The 23,203-nt window shown below is 65.6% G+C and carries 19 protein-coding genes; 8 read left to right on the top strand and 11 right to left on the bottom strand.

From position 1 onward, the window contains the following. Positions 1-40: 40 nt before the first annotated feature. The 9 genes from PE061_RS05395 to PE061_RS05355 all read right to left on the bottom strand — a co-directional run bounded on the left by PE061_RS05395 (position 41) and on the right by PE061_RS05355 (position 11,913). Complete coding sequence (locus PE061_RS05395; protein ID WP_271258132.1) at positions 41-2,350, bottom strand: TonB-dependent receptor; 2,310 nt, start codon at positions 2,348-2,350, stop codon at positions 41-43. Between the two features lie 91 nt (positions 2,351-2,441). After that, entirely contained in the window at positions 2,442-3,581 is a 1,140-nt protein-coding gene (locus tag PE061_RS05390; RefSeq protein ID WP_271258131.1) for a thiolase family protein, read from the bottom strand. Positions 3,582-3,588: 7 nt separating this feature from the next. Beyond that, positions 3,589-4,002, bottom strand: coding sequence for a Zn-ribbon domain-containing OB-fold protein (locus tag PE061_RS05385; protein ID WP_271258130.1), 414 nt, complete (start codon positions 4,000-4,002; stop codon positions 3,589-3,591). Beyond that, positions 3,999-5,609 carry an AMP-binding protein gene (locus PE061_RS05380; protein WP_271258129.1) on the bottom strand — a complete coding sequence of 537 codons (1,611 nt, stop codon included), beginning with the start codon at positions 5,607-5,609 and terminating at the stop codon, positions 3,999-4,001. Before PE061_RS05380 ends, PE061_RS05385 begins: the two co-directional genes overlap by 4 nt. A 7-nt stretch (positions 5,610-5,616) precedes the next feature. After that, entirely contained in the window at positions 5,617-7,695 is a 2,079-nt protein-coding gene (locus PE061_RS05375) for a hydantoinase B/oxoprolinase family protein (protein WP_271258128.1), read from the bottom strand. A 14-nt stretch (positions 7,696-7,709) separates the two neighbouring features. Next, positions 7,710-9,851: a hydantoinase/oxoprolinase family protein gene (locus PE061_RS05370; protein ID WP_271258127.1), complete on the bottom strand. Its 2,142-nt coding sequence runs from the start codon at positions 9,849-9,851 to the stop codon at positions 7,710-7,712. 14 nt (positions 9,852-9,865) lie between these two features. Beyond that, positions 9,866-10,639, bottom strand: a complete 774-nt coding sequence (locus PE061_RS05365; protein WP_271258126.1) for a hypothetical protein — start codon at positions 10,637-10,639, stop codon at positions 9,866-9,868. Further along, entirely contained in the window at positions 10,636-10,974 is a 339-nt protein-coding gene (locus PE061_RS05360; protein WP_271258125.1) for an acetone carboxylase subunit gamma, read from the bottom strand. The genes PE061_RS05365 and PE061_RS05360 overlap by 4 nt, the downstream gene beginning before the upstream one ends. Before the next feature lie 3 nt (positions 10,975-10,977). Continuing rightward, positions 10,978-11,913: a hydantoinase/oxoprolinase family protein gene (locus PE061_RS05355; RefSeq protein ID WP_271258124.1), complete on the bottom strand. Its 936-nt coding sequence runs from the start codon at positions 11,911-11,913 to the stop codon at positions 10,978-10,980. A gap of 175 nt (positions 11,914-12,088) precedes the next feature. On the opposite strand from PE061_RS05355, the gene PE061_RS05350 reads away from it, so the two are divergent. From PE061_RS05350 to PE061_RS05325, 6 genes are all read left to right on the top strand, one after another. After that, on the top strand, positions 12,089-13,312 hold the full coding sequence (locus PE061_RS05350) for a tyrosine-type recombinase/integrase (protein ID WP_271258123.1): 1,224 nt from the start codon (positions 12,089-12,091) through the stop codon (positions 13,310-13,312). Between the two features lie 67 nt (positions 13,313-13,379). Further along, complete coding sequence (locus tag PE061_RS05345; protein WP_271258122.1) at positions 13,380-16,610, top strand: type ISP restriction/modification enzyme; 3,231 nt, start codon at positions 13,380-13,382, stop codon at positions 16,608-16,610. Next, a complete protein-coding gene (locus tag PE061_RS05340; protein WP_271258121.1) occupies positions 16,603-17,421 on the top strand; it encodes a hypothetical protein in 819 nt (272 codons plus the stop codon). Before PE061_RS05345 ends, PE061_RS05340 begins: the two co-directional genes overlap by 8 nt. A 100-nt stretch (positions 17,422-17,521) precedes the next feature. After that, entirely contained in the window at positions 17,522-17,710 is a 189-nt protein-coding gene (locus PE061_RS05335) for a helix-turn-helix domain-containing protein (RefSeq protein ID WP_271258120.1), read from the top strand. Between the two features lie 5 nt (positions 17,711-17,715). Further along, complete coding sequence (locus tag PE061_RS05330) at positions 17,716-18,192, top strand: helix-turn-helix domain-containing protein (RefSeq protein ID WP_271258119.1); 477 nt, start codon at positions 17,716-17,718, stop codon at positions 18,190-18,192. Between the two features lie 5 nt (positions 18,193-18,197). Further along, positions 18,198-19,322 carry a tyrosine-type recombinase/integrase gene (locus PE061_RS05325; protein WP_271258118.1) on the top strand — a complete coding sequence of 375 codons (1,125 nt, stop codon included), beginning with the start codon at positions 18,198-18,200 and terminating at the stop codon, positions 19,320-19,322. Positions 19,323-19,480: 158 nt separating this feature from the next. Here PE061_RS05325 and PE061_RS05320 read toward each other — a convergent pair whose 3' ends face one another. After that, positions 19,481-20,563 (bottom strand): hydantoinase/oxoprolinase family protein, encoded by a 1,083-nt coding sequence (locus PE061_RS05320; RefSeq protein WP_271258117.1) that lies wholly within the window; start codon positions 20,561-20,563, stop codon positions 19,481-19,483. A gap of 40 nt (positions 20,564-20,603) precedes the next feature. Continuing rightward, positions 20,604-21,224 (bottom strand): TetR/AcrR family transcriptional regulator, encoded by a 621-nt coding sequence (locus PE061_RS05315; RefSeq protein WP_271258116.1) that lies wholly within the window; start codon positions 21,222-21,224, stop codon positions 20,604-20,606. Positions 21,225-21,527: 303 nt separating this feature from the next. On the opposite strand from PE061_RS05315, the gene PE061_RS05310 reads away from it, so the two are divergent. Together PE061_RS05310 and PE061_RS05305 are read left to right on the top strand one after the other, a co-directional pair. Further along, positions 21,528-22,397 carry an alpha/beta fold hydrolase gene (locus tag PE061_RS05310; protein WP_271258115.1) on the top strand — a complete coding sequence of 290 codons (870 nt, stop codon included), beginning with the start codon at positions 21,528-21,530 and terminating at the stop codon, positions 22,395-22,397. Then, entirely contained in the window at positions 22,394-23,170 is a 777-nt protein-coding gene (locus tag PE061_RS05305; protein WP_271258114.1) for an SDR family oxidoreductase, read from the top strand. Before PE061_RS05310 ends, PE061_RS05305 begins: the two co-directional genes overlap by 4 nt. Positions 23,171-23,203: the final 33 nt, after the last annotated feature.

The following is a 23,203-nucleotide window of genomic DNA, read 5'->3' as shown; positions in this document are numbered from 1 at the left end:
GCGCCGCCTCCGGCCGATACCGACAACCCGGAAGGGATCGTCAGAAACGTGCGGTGAGTTGAAGCCCCCATTCGCGGGGACGCCCGATCACCATGTTCTGCACGCCGAACGCCGGTACGAACTCGGCGGCGGTGAAATAGTTTTCCTTGGTCAGGTTCTTGCCGAAGACGGCGACCTCGAACGCCTCGCTCGATGATGTCCATGCGAGGCGCGCGTCGACGAGCGTATAGGCCGGCTGCACGATCGAAAGCGAATTCGCCGGATCGTGATAGGTCTTGCTGCGGTGGCTGAGATCGCCGCGCAGCGTGAGCCCGCCCATCGTTCCCGGCAGATCGAAACGGTACTGCGCGCCGAGCGCGACCGTCCATGCGGGCGCCTTCGGCAGCTTGTTGGTGATCGGATAGCCCGTGCCCGCCGCGAGCGACTGATACTCGTTGTGGAGGTAGCCGACGCTGGCGTTGAGGTCGAGGCCCGGAAGCGGCGCCGCGAGAATCTCCGCCTCGAACCCGTAGAGATCGACGCTGCCTGCGTTATCGACGGTGAGGATCAGGCCGCCCGTCGTCGGCGAGACGCTGTTGGTCTGGAGCTGGAGATCCTTGTACTGGCTGTAGAAGCCGGCGAGATTGAACGTCATCAGCCCGCCCAGCACCCGCGACTTCAGGCCCGCCTCATACGCCGTCAGCTTCTCGGGATCGTAGGACTTGAATTCCTCGGGCGTCAGCGGCCGCGGGTTCCAGCCGCCGCTCTTGAAGCCCTTCGACCACGATGCATAGAGCAGCACGTCGTCGCTCGCGCGGTAGTCGATGCCGATCTTCGGCGTGAAGTTCTTCCACGTGCGCTCGTCGTGCGTCGGCGGCGTCGCGATGCGGCCGGAATTCGGATAGACGGAATCGATGAAGTAGCGCTTGCGCTCCCAGCTGTAGCGCCCGCCGAGGGTGAGCGTCAGCGCGGGCACGATCTCGTAGCTCGCCTGACCGAACACCGCCCAGTTGTTGGTGGTGAGCGCCGTCTGCGGCCGCACGTCGAGGTCGAGCAGCGCGTTGAACGGATTGCCCGCGCCGCCCGCGCAGGGGAGGCCGGCCACCGGCGGCGGGCAGGGCACGCCCGGCACCAGCGGGATCAGCGCATCGGGCAGCAGTTCGAGCGCGTCGTAGAGGCCCGAGGCGAGCAGCGTCTGGTTGAGATCGTGCGCGCGTTCGCGGAAGTAGTACGCGCCGACCAGCCAGTTCAGACGCTTGTCGCCGGTCGCCCCGCCCAGCTGCAATTCCTGGCTGAACTGGTTCTCGCTCTGCACCTCGTCGGTGTGGATGATCGGGAACGGCGACTGGTCCATGTCGACCTGGATCTTCGCGTCCATCTCGCGGTAGCCGGTGATCGACTTGACGGTGAGCGCCGGGCTCGCCTCCCACGCGATGGTGAGGTTCGTGCCCCACACGTCCGCCTTGTCGCGCGTCGGGCCGGTGCCGTTGCTGACGCGCCGGTCGGAGGAGACCCAGCGGTCGTCGAACAGCGCGCCCGCGGGCAGGCCGTCGCGCGCGGCGACGAGCGGCGCGGCGATCATGTTGTAGAGATCGTAGAGCCCGCCGGGGAACGAGAACGTGTCCGACAGCCGCTGCGGCGAGCCGTTCTGGCGGATACGCGAGGCGTCGAACGACAGGTCGACCGTCCAGTCCTCCGCAGGATTCCACGCGATCGCGAAGCGACCCGCATCGACGTTGATGTTGCCGAGATCGGTGCCGTCGGGGCGGATCACGTAGCCGTCCTGATTCTTGCTGGCCGCGGCGAGCTTGATCGCGAGCACGTCCGGGATCAGCGGCACCGAGACGCGGCCTTCCACGTCGATGCGGTCGCGCGAGCCGAGCGTCGTGCGGACCTGCCCGGAGAGTTCGTTGCCGGGCCGCGAGGAGATGATGTTGATGGCGCCGCCGATCGTGTTCTTGCCGTAGAGCGTGCCCTGCGGTCCGCGCAGCACCTCGATGCGCTCGATGTCGGACAGGTCCATCATCGCGCCGATCGAGCGCGCGATATAGACGCCGTCGACATAGACGCCGACGCCCGGATCGGTCGGGAAGATGAAATCGTTCTGGCCGACGCCGCGGATGAAGATCGCGGCGTTGGTGCTGCCGCCGTCGCCCTTGCCCGAATTGATCTCGACGTTCGGCACATAGGCCGCGACATTGCCGATGTTGGTGACGTCGCGTGCATTCATCTGCGCCGCGCCGAACGCGGAGACGGAGAGCGGCGTGTCCTGCAGGCTCTGCTCGCGCTTCTGCGCGGTGATGATGATCTCGGCGATGCCGGTCTCATCGGTGTCCTGCGCGGCGGCGGGCAGGGCGATGAACCCTGCCATGAATGCCGAAATGGAAATTCCGGTCTTTATGGCAGCGGAAACAGACCTTCGAACCATGATGCAATCCTCCCGTTTTCTGGTGTTCTCTGCCTCATCGCGAAAGGACCGCGACGGTGCAGGATTTCGTGTCGCCGGCGAGGTCGCCGCCCATGCACTGGGCGAGACCGACCTTCGCGCCGTCCACCTGGCGCGCGCCCGCGTTGCCGCGCAGGTGCGCGGCGATTTCGGCGATCTGGGCGACGCCCGTCGCCGCGACCGGGTGGCCGCGGCTCAGAAGCCCGCCGGAGACGTTGACGGGGATGCGCCCGCCGAGCGCGGTCGCGCCGCTCGCGGCAAGCGGCCCGCCCTCGCCCGGCGCGCAGAGGCCCAGCGCCTCGCAGTGCAGGATCTCGGCGATCGAGAAAGCGTCGTGGCATTCGACGAGGTCGAGGTCCTCGGGTCCAATCCCGGCGCGCGCATATGCGGTGGCGGCGGTCTCGCTGTCGGTCTCCCAGCGCGCGAGATCGGCGGGGTTCTCGTAGCCGCCGCTCGCGAGGACGACGCTGTCGATGCGCACGCCCGCGCCCAGTTCGCGCGCGAGGCGATCGGAGCCGATGACGAGCGCCGACGCGCCATCCGCGATCGGGCAGCATTCGGAGCGTGTGAGCGGATCGGCGACCGCCGGACCGGCGAGCACGTCGGCTGTTGCCTCCGCGCGCTGGAACAGCGCGTTCGGATTGAGCGCGCCGTGGCGGCGGCTCTTCTCGACGACCGCGGCCATCTGTTCGCGCGTGGTGCCGAATTCGTGCATGTGCCGCTGCGCGCGCAGCGCGAAGCTCGCGGGCGTGACGAGGCCGAGCAGCGTGTCGATCTCGGTGCGCCCGGAATTGATGAGGCCGAGCGTCGGCACGCACATGCGCTCGACGCCGAGCACCAGCGCCGCCTCCATCTGCCTCGCGCTCACGGCGTTCCACGCGAGCCAGAGCGCGCTCGATCCCGAGGTGCAGGCATTCTCGACGTTCACGACCGGCAGGCGGCGCAGGCCGACCTCGCGGAGCAGGGTCTGGCCGATCGTCGTGTCGCCGAACAGCATCCCGCCGAGCGCGTTGGCGACGAATGCGCCGTCGATTTGCGCGGGCGCGAGGCCCGCGTCGGAAAGTGCGAGGCGCGCGGCCTCGACGCCCAGTGAAACGATCGTTCGTTCCAGTTTTTGCGTGAAGCGTGTCGTGCCGACACCGAGGATCGCGACCATGCGGGGATCAGTCTTTCAGTGCGGGCGTGAAATAGGGACGGATGCAGGGTTCGCCGTCGAGGCCAACGCCGAGCGCGCCGCTCCTCAGATCGAGCGCCATGCCGATGCGGAAATCCTCTGCGTGCGCGGGGTCGAGCAGCATGAAGATGCGCAAGGGATGATCATCGAGGTCGACGTAGCCGACCGCGTAGGGCGCGGGCAGGCCGAACGGCGGCTTGGTGCGGACGACCGTGGCGCTGTAGAGCGTGCCGCTGGCGCCGAGGCTCACGGTTTCGGTTTCCGCCATGTCGTCCGGGCAATGCGCACGCGCCGGGAAGTGCCGTGCGCCGCATGTCGGGCAGCGGCTGCCGACGAGCTCGGTGAGCGCGCCGTCGCTGCGGAAGATGCCTTCCGCGAAGGGCGGGAGGTTGTCGCCGCTCATGCCGCCGCGTCCTTCAGCAGCGTGTGCCACGCGGGGTCGGCCTCGCGGTCGTAGGTGTCGGCGGTGACGCCCTCGGCGCGGAGCGCGTATTTCTGCACGCGCTCGGTCGGCGTCTTCGGCAGGCTCTCGAGGATGCGCACGTAGCGCGGCACCATGAAGCGCGCCATCTGGCGCAGGCAGTGCCGCATCAGGTCGACGGGTTCGAGGCTTTGGCCGGGGTGCAGCGTCAGGCAGATCATCACCTCGTCCTCGCCCAGTTCGGAGGCGACGGCGACCGCGGCGGATTCGAGGACGGCGGGATGCGCGGAGACGCCGCGCTCCACCTCGTAGCTGGAGATGTTCTCGCCGCGCCGACGCAGCGCATCCTTCTTGCGGTCGACGAAATAATAATAGCCGTCCGCGTCACGCTTCAGATAGTCGCCGGTGTGGAACCAGAGGTCGCGCCACGCTTCCACGGTCTTTTCCGGCATCCGGTAATATTCCAGCATCATGCTGTTCATCGTCTTCGGCCGGATCAGCAGCTCGCCGGGCGTGTCGTCCGGTACGTCGCCGCCGTCGTCGTCCACCAGCCGCACCTCGTATTGCGGCAGCGGCCGTCCGCAGCATCCGGGCCGGCGATGCTCGATGCTGTTGTTCAGCGGAATGCCGATCTCGCTCATGCCGTAGCCTTCGACGAGGCGGACGCCGAAGCGCTGCTCGAAAGCCTCGAACAAATCCTTCGGCGCGCCCGCGCCCATCATCAGGCGGAGACCGCTCGTCGCATCGTCGGGCGAAGGCGGCGCCTTCCAGAGAATGGGCAGGATGCCGCCGATGTAGTTGAACGCCGTGCAGCCGTGCGCGCGTACCTCGTCCCAGAAGGCGGAGGCCGAGAAGCGCCGCGCGAGCACCATGCGCGCGCCCGAAAGCAGCGCCGGGATCGTCGAGAGGAACTGCGCGTTGCCGTGGAACAGCGGCAGCGCGTTGTAGAGGCAATCACCCGGCGTATAGCGGCAGGCTTCCGCGATGATCGCGGCCTGCATCAGCACGTAGTTCTGCGGCAGCACCGCGCCCTTGGAGGGTCCGGTGGTCCCGGAGGTGAACATCACCGCGACCGGATCGGCGGGGCCGATCGACGGTGCGTCCGCGAGCGGTGCGGCGCTTTTGAGCGTTCGGAAGTCGATGATCCGTTGCGGGATGCCGTCCGGCCCCTTGCCGTCCAGCAGCGCGACGGTGCGGAGCTTCGGCAGGTCGGCGGCGATGTCCGCGAGGCGATCCTGAAACGCGCCTTCGAGGATCAGCAGCGAGCATTCCGCCTGATCCAGCATGTAGTGGAGGAGCGTGCCGCGATGCGCCGTGTTGATCGGCACCTCGACGGCGCCGAGCTGCGAGAGCGCGAACCAGCAGAGGAGGAATTCCGGGCGGTTTCCCATCATGATCGCGACCTTGTCGCCGCGCCCGACGCCGAGCGCGGCAAGCCCGCCCGCAAGGCGCGACGCCGCCTCGTGCAGCGCGCCGAACGTGAACGCCCGGTCCTCGAAATGCAGGAACGGGTCGTCCGGGCGTTCGGCGGCCCGCTGTTGCAGCAGGCCGTGAACGGTGCGCTCGGCAAGGTCCGCGAGAGTATCCACGGGTCCCTCAGGCGGCGCGGAGCTGCACGGCCGGCTGCATCCCGTCGCGCGGGTTCGGCCAGCTCCCGTAGTAGCGCAGCGCATCCTCGGGCGGCGACAGCTTCGACCAGTCCTTCACGAATTCGCCGTAAGGCTTCGCCCGGGCGAGCCGTTCGGCGCGCGCCGCCTTCCGCAGCGCGTCGGTGGCCTCGGCATCGAAGCGCAGCGTCCCGGTATCGTAGGCGATCCTGTAGACGTGCTCCGCCGCCCAGTGCGACACGCGGCCGTTGCGAAGGTCGGCGAGCACGCTCGCCGGATCGCGCTCCAGCGGGTCACCGTAGCCGCCGCCGCCGCCGACCGCGACGTAATAGGTGTCGCCGTCATTGAACGGCCGCACCACCATGTTGACGTCGAGCGTTTCCTTGGTGCCCGTCTCGGGATTGTCCGCCGCGAACACCTCGGCAAGATCGTGCGGCAGCGGCGTCGCGCCGTCCGCCATCAGCGTCTTGATGTTGCTGCCGTGCACGGTCTGCACGAACACCGGCGGCACGGCGTAGCCGCCGAACAGGCCGAGCGTCGTCGGGAAGCGCGAGCCGCCGCCCATCGAGCCGAGCATGAAGCGGTTGGTGTCGTGGACGATGAGGCCGAAGCCGACGCCGCAGCCGCCGCGCTGCTTGCCGTGGCCGTAGCTGTTGTTGAACAGGTTGCGGAACGTGTAGAGGAACGGCCGGTCGCTTTCGGTCGCCTCGACGTCCGAACAGTCGCTCATCGTCGCGAAGAACGCGCCCGCCGCCTCCACGCCGTCCATGTCCGGCCGCGCGCCGCAGCCCGTGGCGTTGATCTCGGGCGTGATGTCGGCGATGCCCTCGCCGAACTGGTTGATGCCGCCGAAGGTCGGGATCGCGAAGCCGGAGAACCACGCCGCCACCGCGCGCGAGGCGTCGTAGCTGTAGGTCATGCGCGCGCCGGTCAGGAAGATGCCCTGCGTGAAGCAGGTCTGCACCAGCGGCGCGAGCGAGGTGGAGGCGTCGCCCTTGGCGTTCACCATCGCGTCGTCCGGGAAGCGCCAGTCGATGGCTTCCAGAAGGCCGTTGTTGGCGGGAAGGTCGTGGAACAGCCAGCCGCAGTAATAGACGCACGAAAGCCCGAGGATGCCCTGGAAGAAGCTGTTGATCGGGCGGCCTTCCACGAGCGGCGAGGTGTTCTCGAAATCCATGATGATGCGGTCGCCCTGCTTGATCATGGTGAGGTTGATCTTGGTGAGGCCGGATTCGGTGCCCACGGTGTCGAGGAAACGCGGCTGCCGGTAGATGCCGTCGTTGAGCTCGGCGACGCGGCGCTTCGCGGCCTCGCCCGTCTGCGTCAGGATGCGGCGCAGGCCGCCGATGAAGAACTCCGGTCCCTTCTCCTCGATCACTTCGAGCACGCGGCGCTGCGCGATGCGCGCGGCGGCGAGGCGCGCCTTGATGTCGAGGATCATCGTGCGCGGGTCGCGCGTCATTGCGGCCAGCATGTTGAGGATGTCCTCGCGCAGCTGGTAGTTCTCGCCGATCTTGATCGGCGGCACCAGCAGCCCCTCGTCGTACTTGGTCTTCGCGGTGTTGCAGGTGCCGCCGGGCTCGGTGCCGCCCGCCTCGCCGGTGTGCACGGCGGCAGCGATGAAGCACATCAGTTCGTCCTTGTGGAACACGGGCACGGCGAGCCCCATGTCGGCGTTGTGCACGCCCGCGTAGAAGGGATCGTTGTAGAAGAAGCTGTCGCCGTCCTTCACGCCCACCGAGGGCTCGTCCACCCAGTGCTTCACCACGTATTTCAGCGGGAGCTGGCCGAGCACAGCGTGGTGATAGATGCCGGTCGCGCAGACGCTGAGGTCGCCCTGCCGCGTGAAGATGCCGAAGGCGACGTCGCCCCAGCGCATCGCGGTGGAGGCGCCGAGCTTCATCGTCGTCTCTTTGCCCTCCAGCGCGATCATGTGCATCTTGTGCTTGAAGATGTCGAACTCCACCGGGTCGATGCGCGCCTGCGCGGCGGCTTCGGCCTCGGTCATCGGTTCGGGGCGCAGGCGCTGGACCACCTCGTGGTCGCGGGCGTAGGCAATGCCGGTCATGTCGCGTGTCTCCCTCAGGCGCTGCGTTCGAGGACGCCGTTCCGCCAGGCGTCGATGTGGAAGGTCCAGCCCGGCGCGACCACATGGGTCGTGTCGGGGCTTTCGATGACGGCAGGGCCGCTGATCCGGTTGCCCGGTTTCAGCCGCCGCGCGTCGTAGATCGGCGTGTCCGTGAAGCCGTCCGCCGGGTCCCAGTAGACGGGGCGCGTCTCGGTCTGCGCATTCGCATCGGGCTCCGGCGCGGCGAGCGTTTCGGCGGACAGCGCGAACGGGTCCTGCGCGACCGATGCGGTGAGGAAGAAGCTCTCGACGTTGATGCCGCCCGCCGGGAAGGTCGCCTCGGGCGAATAGACCTCAGCGTAGCGCGCGGTGAACGCGTCGCACAGCGCCCTCACGTCGTCCGCGCTCTCCAGCCGCAGCGCCGGCGCGGCGACGCGCGTCATGTTGTACTGGCTGCCGTAGCGCATATCGAGTTCGAGCCGGAACGCCATGTCGCGCTCGTCGAAGCCTTCGAGCTTCAGGTCGCGCGTCGCGAGATCGACGAGTTCCGAGACGAGATCGTTGAACGGCGCGAGATCGGAGAGATAGGCCTGCTCCGCCCAGTTGAAGAGCTTCAGCGAGCGCGAGCGTTCCCACACCTCCTTGATCGCCATCGTCGAGGCGCCGAACGCGCCGAACACCGACGATTGCAGCGGCACGACGATCTTGCCGACGCCGATGAACGGCGCGAAGCCCACCGCGTGCGCGCCGCCCGCGCCGCCGCAGGCGTAGAGCACGAAGGTGCGCGGGTCGTGGCCCTTCAGCGCCACCTCGTTGAACACCTCCTGCCCCATGCGCGCGTCGATCATGCGGCGGATGCGCCACGCGGCTTCCTCCACCGGGATGCCGAGCGGCTTCGCGATCCTCTCGCCGATCGCCTGTTTCGCGAGATCGACGTCGAGCAGCATCTCGCCGCCGAGATAATTCTCGGCATTGTAGAGGCCGAGCACGAGGTCGGCGTCCGTCACGGTCGGCTCCTTGCCGCCCTTGTCGTAGCAGGCCGGCCCCGGCATCGACCCCGCCGACTGCGGCCCGACCTCCAGCGTGTCGCCGAGCGTCGTGTTGATCCACGCGATGGAGCCGCCGCCCGCGCCGATCGACTTCACCTCGATCGCCGGGATGTTGGTGCGCCAGCGGTCGATCACCGGGATGAAGTCGTGCGCCTTGATCGCGCCGCCCTCGATGAGGCCGATGTCGAACGAGGTGCCGCCCATGTCGGTGAACACGATATTGCCGTCCGCCGACAGCCCGCCGAGCGCGGCGGCGCCGTGCAGGCCCGCGACCGGCCCGGCGTTGTGCGTCAGCACGGCGCGCGTGCGCGAGGCCTTCTTGGTGCCGCCGGTGTTGTGAACCAGCGTCAGCGGTTTCTTGTAGCCGCCGTCGCGCAGCTCGTTGCCGAGCTTGTTCAGCTCGTCGGCCATCAGCCCGTGGATGTAGGCGTTGACGACCGCGGTCATCGTGCGCGTGTACTCACCCGCCTTGGGCGAGATCTCCGACGACAGGATCACCGGCATCGAGCCGAGATAGTCCTCGGGATATTCCTCCTCGATCACCTGCTTGATGAACTGCTCGTGCTCCGGGTTCACGAACGACCAGAGCAGCGACACGACGAAGCCCTGCGCGCCGCGGTCGACGAGCGTCTGGAGTTTTTCGAGAACTTCCTCGCGCGACAGCGGCGCGACGATCTTGCCCGCGTAGTCGATGCGCTCGCGCACGCCGACGACCATCTCGGGGTCGATCAGCGGCGCTGGTTTCTCGATGCGCGCGAGGTCGCGGCCTTGCTGCCAGCCGAGCCCGTCCGCCCAGCTGCGGCCGCGCCCGATGAAGATCGTGTCCTCGAAGCCCGCGGTGGTGATGAGCCCGAGCTTGGGACCGGTGCGCTCGATGAGGGCGTTGGTGCCCACGGTCGTCGAATAGCGCACGCTCGAAAGGCCGCTCAGGAACTCCGGCAGCTTCAGCTTCAGCCCCTTCGCGAGCAGCCCCATGCCGCGCATGAAGCCGACCGAGAGGTCGTAGTGCGTCGTCGGCGTTTTCGCCGTGTGGAAGCCGCCGTCCTCGTGGGCGCAGTAGAAGTCGGTGAAGGTGCCGCCGACGTCGATGCCTACCGTGTAACTCATCGCAGCGTTTGTCCTCAGGATTTGCGGGCGCTGCCGAACGCGCCCATGAATGCGTGCATGGCTTCCACCGGCAGCGGATCGGGGCCGCCGCCGGTCGTCGTGATGATGAGCGGCCGCGTCGCCGCGAGCGCTGCGGCGTTCGCCGCCGCCGCCGCGTCGTCCACCGCCACGGCGATCCCGGTGACGAGGCCTTCGGCGGCGATGCGGTCCAGCAGATCGGCGTCCGCCGCGCCCGCCGCGATCACCGCATCGGGTTTCAGGCGCACGGCCGCGTCGGCGGCGTCCGCGTCCGCGATCGTCATGACGATGCCGAGCGGCACGTCGAAATAGGATGCGACGTTGCGCAGCGTGTTGAACAGCTTGCGCGCGGCCATGCCGGAAAGATCGTCGGCGGGTGCCGCGCTCTCGTCGAAAAGCAGCAGCGCCGGGCGCGCCTCGCCGATCGCCTCGCCGATTGCGGTAAGTACCGCCTTGGCCGTGTCGGCGTCGCTTGCCGCGGCGAGCGTCACCGGGCCGGGCAGCACGGGGACGACCGGGCGTCCTCCCTCGGCTGTCAGACGCCGGATCGCCTCGACCGTCGTCTCGCTCGCCGCCGCGTCGATCTCGATGACGATGGCGTCGCTGCCGAACAGCGCGGCGATGCGCTTCGCGGCCTGCACGATCTGCCCGGCGTCGGCCGCGATGGCGCTCCACGGCTGGCCGCACACCGGCGCGGCCGCCGCCGACAGGCGCGGCAGCACCGCGGCGCCCGCGTCGCCGCCGAGGACGGAGGCGAGCCGGTTCGTCATGCCGCCGCGCCGTGGCGGCGCTTCAGCGCGGCGATGTCGAGCTCGATCTCGTGCGTGATCGGGTGGCCCGGCGGCAGATATTCGTTCTCCAGCATCGTCGCGCAGCCGGGGCAGTAGAACTCGACGAGACGGCAATATCGGCTGTCCGGCGTGAAGCTGTAATTGCCCTCCGCGACGAGCGGCGGATGCACCTCGTCCAGCGGCCGCTCCGCGACGAGGCAGCCTTCCTTGTAATTGCCGTGCGCGGAGCCGAGGTCGTGGCCGCAGCGGTTGCAGCGCCACGTTTCCGAGGGCAGGTCGATGTCGAGATACTCGGTGATGCGGACTTTGCTCATCGCTTATTCCCGTTCGAGAAGCGCGTTGTCGTAAGCGTCGATGGCGAGGCGCCAGCCTTCGGGCACCAGGATCGTCGTCTGGCTGGATTCGACGATCACGGGGCCGGAGAGCGTGTGGCCGGGACCCATACGCGCGCGGTCGTAAACCGGCGTCGCCACGCGCTCCGGCCCGCCGAACCACACCTGCCGGTCGGCGAGACGCGCCGCCGCGAGATCGGCCGCCGCCGTCTGCCCCTGCCGCCATTCGAAATGCGGCACGCGCGCGGACGCGTTGTAGGCGATGCTGGCAAGGCGCAGCGGTCCCGCTGTGCCGAGCGCTTCGCGTGCCGCGATGAGGGCCGCGGATGCGGCATCGGCGTCCGAGACTGCTGCGGTCTCGGCGGCCACGAGGATTTCGGGCTCGCCGCCCGCGCCGGTCCAGAACAGTTGCAGGCGCGCTTCCGCATCCGCCGGATCGAAGCCCTCGCCGCGCATGTCGCGCGCGGCTTCCGTCGCCATGTCGGCGACGAGCGGCGCGGCCGACAGCAGGTCGCCCGCGCTTTCGACGAGGATGTCCGCGCGGCGGTAGTAGATGTGGCCCACGTCCATCAGCGACGAGCCGAACGCCGACGACACGGCGGAGAAGGGCGTGATGACGACGCGGCCGATGCCGGCGTTCGCGGCGATGTCGGCGGCGTGGATCGCGCCCGCGCCGCCGTAGGCGATGACGGGAAGCCCGTCCGGGCGCCCGAGGCGCTCGGCGACCGCGCCGACCGCCCGCCCCATCGCGTCCTCGACATTGCGGCGGATGGCGAGCGCGGCGTCCTCGATGCTGATCCCGAGCGGCTGCGCGACGGCGGTGTCGATGGCGGCGCGCGCCTTGTCGGGGTCGAGCGTCATGCCGCCGCCGAGGAAGCGCGCCGGATCGAGGATGCCGAGCACGAGGTTCGCGTCCGTCACCGCCCACCATTTTCTTGATCGCAGACGTCCGCGAACGTCTGGACAAACCCCAGAAAACGCAGATATTTAGGGCCAATCAGGCCGCAGGCGTTCGATCACGTTCGCTGGCAGCCACCCCGGCTTGGGGGCCTTCTTGGGGCCTTTCCAATCCGGGGTCTCTTGAAAGGCCCCCAGTATGGCTCTTACCGATACAGCGATCAGGAACGCGAAGGCGCGCGAGAAGGCATACAAGCTATCCGATAGCAGTGGGCTTTACCTGCTTGTCACCCCGGCGGGCGGGAAGCTTTGGCGGCAAAAATTCCGGGTGGACGGCCGCGAGAAAAAGCTGGCCATCGGCACTTATCCTGAAATCAGCTTGGTCGAAGCCCGCAAGCGGCGCGATGAGGCGCGCGAACTGATCGCGGCAGGAAAAGACCCGTCGCGGGAGAAACAACAGGCCAAGCACCGCGCTAGGGTGTCTGCCGCGAACACCTTCGGCGAAATTGCCAAGGAATTTCTCGACAAGCGTAGGCGCGAGGGTTTGGCCACCTCCACCGCCGACAAGAGCGAATACTACATTTCCCGCATGGGACCCGTCATCGCCCGCCTGCCCATAGCCGAAATCCGCGCGCCAGACCTTCTGGCCACACTTCGCCGGATCGAAGCGAAGGGTAATTACGAGACCGCGCGCCGGGTGCTGCAACTGTCGGGCCGCGTGTTCCGCTATGCTGTAGCGACAGCGCGGCTGGCATCGGACCCGAGTCGCGATTTGCGCGGCGCGCTTACGGCCCCCCAGCCCAAGCACTACGGCGCAATTGTTGAGCCAAAGCGGGCTGGGGAGCTGTTGCGCGCTATGGACGGCTATGAGGGGCAGGTTGTGACCAAGCTGGCGATGCAGGTTTCCCCTCACGTTTTTGTCCGCCCCGGCGAACTGCGCCACGCGGAATGGAGCGAGATTGATCTGGACGCCGGGCTATGGATCATCCCGGCAGGCAAGATGAAAATGCGCAAGCCGCACCATGTTCCGTTGTCGCGTCAATCGGTGGAACTGTTTCGCCAGCTCCACGCTATTACCGGCCCTTCCGGCTTTGTTCTTCCGTCCATGCGCACCCGCACCCGACCTATGAGCGAGAACACCATAAATGCGGGCCTTAGGCGGCTTGGCTTCTCCGGCGACGAAATGACGGCCCATGGATTCCGCGCGATGGCGAGCACGCTGCTGAACGAGTCCGGCAAGTGGAGCCCTGACGCTATTGAACGCGCCCTAGCCCATGGCGATGAGGACCGTGTGCGTGCAGCCTATCACCGGGGCGCGCACTGGAAGGAGCGCGTGGAAATGGCCCAATGGTGGTCGGATCATCTCGACCAGTTACGGAAAGGAGCGGACATCGTGCCCTTTCCAGACCGGGAGGCGGTCTGACTGACTTGGCGAGGCCCGGAACTAGCGTTAAGCCTCTCAATCGAACGTGGGAGGGGCTGCTACGCGAATGGATGTTCAAGGTTATCTCAATGAAATCCGTGCGCTTCATGCGAGTGCCCAGACAACCGAACACAGCTTCCGCCCCGCCTTGGCCAAGCTGTTTTCTTCCATCGATACAGCACTGACTGTCATCAATGAGCCGAAGCACATCACCGACGTTGGCGCCCCCGATTTCGTCTTTCAGCGCGGCGATGTTGCAATTGGCTGGTGCGAGGCGAAGGACATCGGCAGGGACGTTCGCAAATTTGCAGCAAACGATTATAGCAAAGGCCAAAAGGACCGCTACCGTAAGGGGCTGCCCAATCTGATATACACTAACGGACTAGACTTCGAATTTCTGCGCGACGGCGAGGTGATTGACTTCATCACTATCGCCGACCTGATCCCCACACTTCCGGCGCGATCCGACAACTTCTCGCTACTGGAAAACCGGCTGCGTGACTTCGCGCACGTCACCCCGCTCAGCGTCACGTCATCGGCGAAGCTGGCGGCGATGATGGCGGGCAAGGCGGCGATCATAAAGGACATCATGGGCCGCGCGCTGGTGGCCGACATGAAAGCCCGCGATGCAACCGGCACTGCAACCGACCTGATCGGGCAGTATGAGGCGTTCAAGGCCAGCCTGATCCACGACATCACCGTGGAGGAATTTGCCGACATCTATGCTGAAACCATCGCCTATGGCCTGTTCGCCGCGCGGCTGCATGACGAAACGCCAAACACGTTCACTCGGGGGGAGGCGCTGGACCTGCTGCCCAAGACCAACCCTTTCCTGCGCGAACTGTTCATCTACATTGCCGGTCCCAACCTGGACGAACGCCTGCGCCGCGTGATCGATGAGCTGTGCAACGTGTTTCAGGCCACCGATATGGAACGGGTGTTGCGCAATTTCGGCAAGATCACCGCGCGGCAAGACCCGTTCCTGCATTTCTATGAGGACTTTCTGGCCGAATATAACCCGGCCAAGCGCAAGGCGCGGGGCGTGTGGTATACGCCCGAACCTGTGGTAAATTTCATCGTCCGCGCGGTGGACGAAGTGCTGAAAACCGAGTTTGGCCTGTCCGACGGCTTGGCCGATACCAGCAAAATCACCATCGATTGGGACACCGGCCAGAACGATCCTAAGACCGGCAAGCCCGCCCACATCAAGAAGAAAGTCCACCGCGTCCAGATTCTGGACCCCGCCACTGGCACCGGCACCTTTCTGGCGGAGGTCGTGAAGCTGGTTTCCGAACGGATCAAGGGCATCGCCCCCGGCCAGCTATCGGCCTATATCGAGCGCGACCTGATCCCACGCCTGCACGGGTTCGAGCTGCTAATGGCCAGCTATGCCATGTGCCACATGAAGCTGGACATGATTCTGACCCGGTTGGGCTACAAGCCGTCTCCTACCCCGCCGCGCCTCGGGGTTTACCTGACCAACAGTCTTGAGGAAGGCGAGCGCGTGGAGCAGACGCTGTTCGGCCTGTCCCGCGCCATCGCCAATGAAGCCAAGGCCGCCAGCGACATCAAACGACAAACCCCTATCATGTGCGTGATCGGCAACCCGCCGTATTCGGGCATCAGCCAGAACAACGGCAACTGGATCACCGCCAAGATCGAGGATTACAAATATGTCGATGGCGTCCACTTCGGGGAACGCAAGCACTGGCTGCAAGATGACTATGTGAAGTTTCTGCGTCTTGCCGAACATATGATCGAGCAGAATGGCGAAGGCGTTTTAGGCTTCATCACCAACCACGGTTATCTCGAAAACCCCACCTTTCGGGGGATGCGCTGGCATTTGATGCAGACGTTCGACCGCATCCATGTTCTGGACCTACACGGTAATTCCAACAAGAAAGAAGTCAGCCCCGACGGGACGCCCGACAAGAACGTGTTTGACATCATGCAGGGCGTGGCGATTATCATTGCCGTGAAACATCGCCGCAGTGGAAAGGCACCCAAACCGCTGGCGGAGGTGCGTCACGGCGAACTATGGGGCACCCGCGATGGCAAGTACGCCCAACTTTGGGATGGCACTACGGCCAGCCTTGCCGCCACGCCGTTGCCCCACAAAGCCCCGCAACATCCTTTCGTGCTGCGCGATTATGATCTGGAAGCCGAATACGCAAAGGGTTTGTCGGTGGCGGACTTGATGCCTGCCAATGTTGCGGGCATTGTTACAGCGCGCGACGGACTGGTCATCGCGCTGAATACGCAGGAACTAATCGACCGCATAGCGACGTTCGCCGATCCCGCCGCCTCAGATGCAGAAATTCGTGGGCGTTTTTTTGGCAGCAAGGCTGATGGCAAATATCCACCGGGCGATTCAAGAGGATGGAAATTGCCTGCCGCGCGCAAGGCGCTCCAGTCGGCTGATTGGCGCAATGATATACAGCCGATTGCTTACCGACCATTCGATACGCGCGCGATCTTGTCGCGTGCTGATATGGTCGATTGGGGGCGCGTGGAATTTATGCAGAATTTCCATGCTGGCCCGAACCTCGGCGTTTCATTCACACGTACAATCGAGGGAGGGAGAGATTTCGCCGACTTCCTCGTGCACGATCTGCCAATTACGCATCACACGTTGAGCATCAAGGAAGTGAACTATCTGGCTCCCCTCTACCTTTATCCAGAGGAAACCACGCTGGATCAAAGCATCCGCGTCAATTTCGATCCCAAGCTTTATTTCCAAATCCGCAAAGCGGCTGGCCTCACCAACCCGCTGACCGCACCAGATGGCACCGATGCTTTCCGCAAGGCAACTGGTGATGCCCGCCCCGATGAGGTGAAGGTGTTCGATTACATCTATGGCGTGCTGCATAGCCCGGCCTATCGCGCACGCCATGCCGAATTCTTGAAAATCGACTTCCCCCGTATCCCCTTCCCCGCCAGCCCCGAAAGCTTCCGCGCGATCAGCGAAAGGGGCGAAGCCTTGCGCCGCCTGCACTTGATGGAGGATGCAGCCATCGGCGAAACGCCCTACCCCTTCCATGGCGACGGCGACAGCGTGGTGGAAAAGCCGCGCCATGAGAGCGGGCAAGTCTGGATCAATGCAGACCAGTATTTTGACGGCGTGCCCGCGATTGCATGGGACTTCCACATCGGCGGTTATCAGCCCGCGCAAAAGTGGCTGAAAGACCGCAAGGGCCGCGCCCTAACCTATGACGACATCCGCCACTATCAGCGCATCATCAAAATCCTGGTCGAAACCGACCGCATTATGCGGGAAATCGACCTCCCACTTGATTGAGGTCAACGGGATGGATGAACGCCCAGCGTCGGCAACTGCTGTACTGGACATCATGCGAGAATGGGGGTGGCAGTACTGCAACCCGGATGGCGTATTATTTTGTTCCGGTTTGGCGGTAAATACTGTCGTTAACCGGCTTGCTATGGAAGGCATCAGACGGCCTCAAGCTGAAGTTCTGACCCTGCTTAGCCAAGGGGATTTGTTGGCACGAGGCAATTATCGCTGGCAAAAATTTCAGGACCTAGACCACTTCCGATCGTATGCGGAAGGAGAGGTAATCAAAGCCCGGCACTGGCAGCATCTGGCTCGATCCATTGAGGAAACGATTAGGGAACCTGTCAGCGCAAGAATTAAGCAGCGGATGCTACAGCTCCCAGAGCTAGGCTTGAACGACTGTCTTGCTCACAACTGGGAATATAGCGCATGTCGGTTCAGCTATGCCGTCGCCACCACCACGATAGCGCCCTTTGACAACGACTATATGGAAGAGTGGTTTTCCGCGTGGGACATCGAGGTATGGCCGAACGATTTGGAACCCATCATCTGGAATGATGAGCCTGAGCCAGAAACTGCCCGGCCCACGGCCAACACCAACAAGGGCGGGAGGCCGCCCGCTGCTAATTGGGAATTGGCGGCTCTGGAAATAGCGGGCCGCTACTATCGCGGCGATTTCAAACCGCAAACCATCGCAGACGTTGGCCGCGAGCTTGCAGCATGGCTTGGCGATCAGGATTTACAGCCATCTGATTCCGTTGTCCGCATCCACGCCAAGCACATTTTCGATGCCTTTCAGGCTTGGGAACGCGAATGACAGAAACCAGGTTTTAGGCGGTTTTTGCAGGTAACCGGCGGACCGGCCGCCAGCATCCGGCGCAGGTTAGCCCCGTTCGCAACTAAACGGAGGCTTTCCCTTGAATACCGCCAATACCGCCCTTGAACCGCTCGCCTATTCCATCAGCGAAGCTTGCCGCGTTTCCTCGCTGGGGCGCACCCGGCTTTACCAGCTGATCGGTGAAGGTCGGCTGGAGGTACGCAAAATCGGCAAGCGTACACTGATCCCTGCCGCCAGCCTTCGCGCGCTGATCGATGTGCAGGCCTGAGCGCCATGCCCGAGCGCCGGGCCAATCCGCGACGGGTGAAGCTGCACCGCGTTTACAGTGCGGCGGAACTGGCGACCTGTTGCGGCGTCCACAAGAACACCATCCGGCACTGGCAGGCCAAGGGATTGGAGCCTGTCAGCAAAGGCCGCCCCACCCTGTTTGACGGGGCAACCATTCGAACCTTCCTTGCCAAGCGCAGTGCCGGTCGCAAACGCCCCTGCCCGGCCGGAACCTTATACTGCTTCAAATGTCGGCAGCCGCGCGCGCCTGCCATGGGGATGGTCGAAGCCACTCGCCAGAATGCCACCACGGGCAACCTGAGCGCCATGTGCGAGGCCTGCGGCACCATGATGCACCGGCGCACCCGGTTGGCCGCAATCGGCACGATCATGCCCAATCTGGACGTCCAAATCAGGGAGGCAGGCCCACGCCTATGTGAGCGCACCACCCCTTCCCTGAATTGTGACAACCTTAAGGACTGAAAGACATGGCGAAACACAATGCCGCGAACGCCCGAATCAAGCGGGAATACTTCAACTATCTGAAGGAAGCGCAGCGCCGCGACGAAGGATCGATCGATGCCGTTGCGAAGGCACTGGCGCGCTTTGAAGAGGCGAACGGGCACAAGGACTTCAAGACCTTTCACCGGGCGCAGGCAGTGGCCTTCAAGCACCGGCTGGACAAGCAACCGGCCGTCCGTACCGGCAAGCCCTTGAGCCGGGCCACGGTCAATTCCACCCTGTCCGCTTTGCGCGCATTCTTCGTCTGGCTGGCGGGACAGCCCGGCTACAAGTCCCGTCTGTCTTATGCCGATGCCGACTATTTCAACCTGGCCGAAAAAGACGTGCGGATCGCCAAGGCGGCGCGGCACAAGGCGTTCCCATCGCTGGAACAAGTCCATCATGTCATCGCCGCCATGCCCGCAGGCAGCGCGATAGAACTGCGCAACCGGGCGCTGGTGGCCTTTGCCCTTCTGACTGGCGCACGGGACGGGGCGCTGGCGTCGTTCCGATTGAAGCACGTTGATCTGGTGCAAGGCCGCGTGGATCAAGACGCCCGCGACGTGCAGACGAAGGCCAGCAAGACCTTTGCGACTTGGTTTTTCCCAGTTGGCGGCGAAGCTGTCCAGATTGTCCGAGACTGGTGCCAGTACCTGCGCCACACCATGCTTTGGAGCGATGAAGACCCGTTGTTTCCACCGACGCAAATAGGGCTTGGCGAGGATGGCGGCTTTGCCCCGATCGGGCTGCGCCGGGCCGAATGCTGGCACGGAGCCGGTCCGATTCGGGAGATATTCCGCAAGGCGTTCGAAGCAGCTGACCTGCCATACTTCAACCCGCACTCGCTGCGCGATACGCTGGTGCAGCTTGGCGAGCAAGTTTGCACCACACCGGAGCAATTCAAGGCATGGTCCCAGAATCTGGGGCATGAGCGCGTAATGACGACTCTTACCAGTTACGGCACCGTTGCACCGCACCGGCAGGCAGAACTGATCCGGGGCATGGGTGCAGGCAAAGGAGCGGCTGGCAGGCTGGCGGCGTCGATTGATCCGGCACTCGTCGCGCAGGTGCTTGCAGCGATGCAGAGTTTGCCGAGAGACGGGCTAACTTGAGGCGATGGCTGGCCGTCCTTCGTACTTACAATTGGAAAATTTGGCGGCCGGTTTGCGCTCCATCACACGGATTTGGGGGCCCTTTTGGGGGCCCCTTGCAAATCACATAATCAAAAAATGCTTAAAAGCTGTGGTTTACTGGCATCGATGCGAGCCCGTCACCGTGCCTTGGTGCCGCCGAGCCCGAAGCAGGCCGGGCCGGGAAGCGCGCCCGCCGACTGCGGCCCGACCCTGAGTGCGCCGTTCTCGACCTCGGCGATCGAGCCGCCGCCCGCGCCGAGCGCGTCGATCGCCATCATCGGCAGGTTGCAGGCGAAGCCCTCGACCTCGGGCTGGAGCGCATAGCTCGCCTGCCCGCTCTCAACATAGCTGATGTCGAACGAGGTGCCGCCCATGTCGGTGGCGATCAGCGTATCCGCGCCGTAGAGCGCGCCGATGGCGCGCGCGCCGTAGAGGCCGCCGGTGGGGCCGCTGTTGTAGGTGTTGATGGCGCGCGTCTTGGCGACGCGGGCGACCGCGCCGTTGTTGTGGCCAATGAACAGCGTGCCGCGATAGCCGCGCAGGCGCAGCTCCTCGCCCGCCTTGTAGAGCAGGCGCGCGAGCTTGCCGTGGATATAGGCGTTGAGCACGGCGGCGTTGATGCGCTCGCGCGTGCCCGGCCGCGCCGAGATGTCGGAGGCGAGGAAGGTCGGCACCGAGCCGAGATAGTCGCGCGGATACTCGGCCTTGATGACGGCGCGCACGCGGCGCTCGTTCGCGGGATTGAGGTCGGAGTTCGCCAGCGCGACGACGATGCCGCGCGCGCCGCGGTCGATCAGCGTCTGCGCCGCACCCAAAATCGCGGCGGCCTCGGGGGATGCCGTCACCGCGCCGTCTTCCCCGACCGCTTCGGCGATGCCGATCACCATGTCCGGCGCGACGAGCGGCGCCTTGCCGTCCTCGCCCTGCGTCGGCGCCAGCGCCTCCGATCCCGCCGTCACGATCAGGCCGATCTTCGAGCCGTTGCGCTGGATGATCGTGTTGGTGCCGATCGTGTTCGAGAAGCGGATGATGTCCGTCTCGCCGAGGAAGTCCTCGATGCCGCGTTCGAAGGCGCCCGCGCCCGCGCTGATGCAGTCGAGGAAGCAGGCGGTGAGGTCGTGCGGCGTCGTCGGCACCTTCACGGTGCGCACGTCGCCGTCCCGCACGATGAAGCCGTCGGTGAAGGTGCCGCCGGTGTCGATGTCGATGGTGATGCCCATGAAGTGCTGTTTTCCCTTGCCGATGGTCCCGGCGCTTCGGTTATCGTTCGGAGCCTGTGGCGCCGCGCAGGATGAAGGCGAGCACCTGGTCGACCGTCTGCTCGCGCTTCGCGCCGCCCGCCGACGGCTTCGACCAGCGCAGATACCAGTTGATGACGCCGAGCATGTTGAACGCGGTGACGCGGATGTCGCCGTCCGCGAGCAGGCCCGCCTCCCGCAGCCTTTCCAGTTCGCTCACGTAGATGGCGAGGATTTCGCGCTGGATGCGCTTGTTGGCCTTGTTGCCGCTCGCCGACAGCCGTTCCTCGTCGATGAAGAAGATGCGCGATTCCCGGCGGTACTGCTCCGAGACGTCGAGATGCTCGCGCACCAGCGCGGCGATGCGGGCGCGCGGCTCCGGAATGCCTTCGACCGCGCCGCGCAGCCGCCCCGGCAGCGCCTTCACCGAGCGCTCGAGGATGGCGAGCCAGAGCGCCTCCTTGTTCTCGAAATAATGATAGACGTTGGAGACGCTGCGCCCCACCGCGTCGGCGATGTCGCGGATCGAGGTTCCCGCGAAGCCGTTGCGCGCGAACAGTTCCACCGCGACCTCGACGAGGTCCTCGCGGCCCCGCGCCTCGCGCGCCGCAGACGAATTCTTCAGATTGACGACCCGCGCCATACACACTCCCCAATTCCCGGTCCGCTGAAGCCGCGGATCTTGTCCGTTCTATCACAGGTCGAATCAAACCCGTGTAGAACGATCGTTCTATAATTGGATGATCGGTCGAAGATTTGTCAAGCGGCGAGTTTGCTTGGCATGATTTTCATTTATATATTTGATTTTACTGAATAAAAAATAAGTTGAGCATCGTTGTGCATGGCGGCATATTCTGGTTCCGTAAAAGATCGACCGATCGGTCGATTTATAATCCTGTAGCGGTCTCCCCTTGTCGGAGCCGTTTCCGTCGGGGGAGGTGAAAGCATGGACGGCGCCTGTTCGCGGCTGATTCCCATCGGGACCGAGCGGATGCACGCGCGCATCTGGGATGCGGGCGGTCCCACCGTGATGATCGCGCACGGCGTCACCGGCACCAGCGCCGATCACACGCCGCTCGCGCGAAGCCTGCACGCGCGCGGCTTCCGGGTGGTCGCGCCGGACGCGCCGGGCTGCGGCCGGTCCGATCCGTCGCCCGATCCCGAAACCGGCTACGGTCTCGGCGCGATGGCCGTCACCGTGCGCGGCTTCCTCGATGCCGTCGCCCCCGACCCCGTGCACTGGGTGGGCGCCTCCAAGGGCGGCGCGCTCGGCATCCGCATCGCCGGCGAGACGCCGGAGCGCATCGCCAGCCTCGTGCTCTACGATGTCGGCACCACGCTTCCCGACGCGGTGCGCAGCGTGCTCGGCGAGCGGCTCGGCGGCCCGCCGCGCTTCGCGAACATGGGCGCGTTCCGCGACCACGTCGGGCGGTTCTTCGAGCGCGCCGGGGCAAGCCTCGCGCCAGACCGGCTCGACGAGATCGCCATCGGCTGGTCGCGCCGCCTCGATGATGGCGGCGTCGGCTATCATTACGATCCGGCGCTCTCCAACCAGTTCCGCAACAACCCGGAGGATTTCGCGCTCTGGCCGTGGTGGGACCGCGTCGCCTGCCCGGCGCTCATCATGCGCGGCGAGCGCTCGAACGTGCTGAGCGAAGCCGAGCTCGCCGAGATGGCCGCGCGCAATCCGCGCGCCGCGGCGCACACGGTCGCGGGCGCGGTGCACGTCGACATGCTCGACAGCGCGGAAATGCAGGCCACGATCATGGATTTCATCGCAGCCCATGCCGGGCACGGGGAGGGAGTTTCATCATGACGGGACGGGTTCAGGACAAGGTCGCGGTCGTCACCGGCGCCGCGGGAGGCCTCGGCCTCGCGATGGCGGAAGCGCTCGGGCGCGAGGGCGCGGTCGTCGTGCTCACCGACATCGACGCGGCGCGTGGGCAAGCGTCGGCGAAGGCTCTCGCGGGCAGCGGCATCCTCGCCCGCTTCGTGTGCCACGACGCGACCGTGCCAGAGGAATGGGAGCGGCTGACGACGGACGTGCTGGCACGGGAAGGCCGCATCGACGTCCTCGTCAACAACGCCGGCGGCGGGCTCGACAGCGACATCGAGAGCATGGATTTCGCGCACTACAAGCGCATGATCGCGCTCAACCTCGATACCGCGTTTCTCGGCTGCAAATACGGCATCGCCGCGATGAAGGGCCGGGGCGGCTCGATCGTCAACATCTCGTCGGTCGGCGGCCTCATCGGCACGGCGGCGCTGCCCGCCTATTCGGCGGCGAAGGGCGGCGTGCGGCTGCTCACGAAATGCGTCGCCGCGCATTGCGGCCAGCGCGGTTACGGCATCCGGGTGAACAGCGTCCACCCCGGCCTCATCCGCACGGCGGCGGGTGTCGAGGTGACGCGCATGGCGACCGGGCTCGACGAGGAAGCGGCGGTCGCCGCCTTTGCGTCGCTGCACCCGATCGGCCGCGTCGGCCAGCCGCACGAGATCGCGAACGGCGTCGTCTTCCTCGCCTCCGACGAATCGAGCTTCATGACCGGCTCGGAGCTCGTCATCGACGGCGGCTACACGGCGGTCTAGGGCTCAAAATGCAGGTTGTGCGTCCGCACGGCA

Origin of the sequence: Sphingosinicella microcystinivorans (genome assembly GCF_027941835.1) — a bacterium.
Lineage (GTDB): Bacteria > Pseudomonadota > Alphaproteobacteria > Sphingomonadales > Sphingomonadaceae > Sphingosinicella.
Note: the sequence above shows the minus strand (reverse complement) of the source record. Positions and strands in the feature narration are given on the sequence as shown.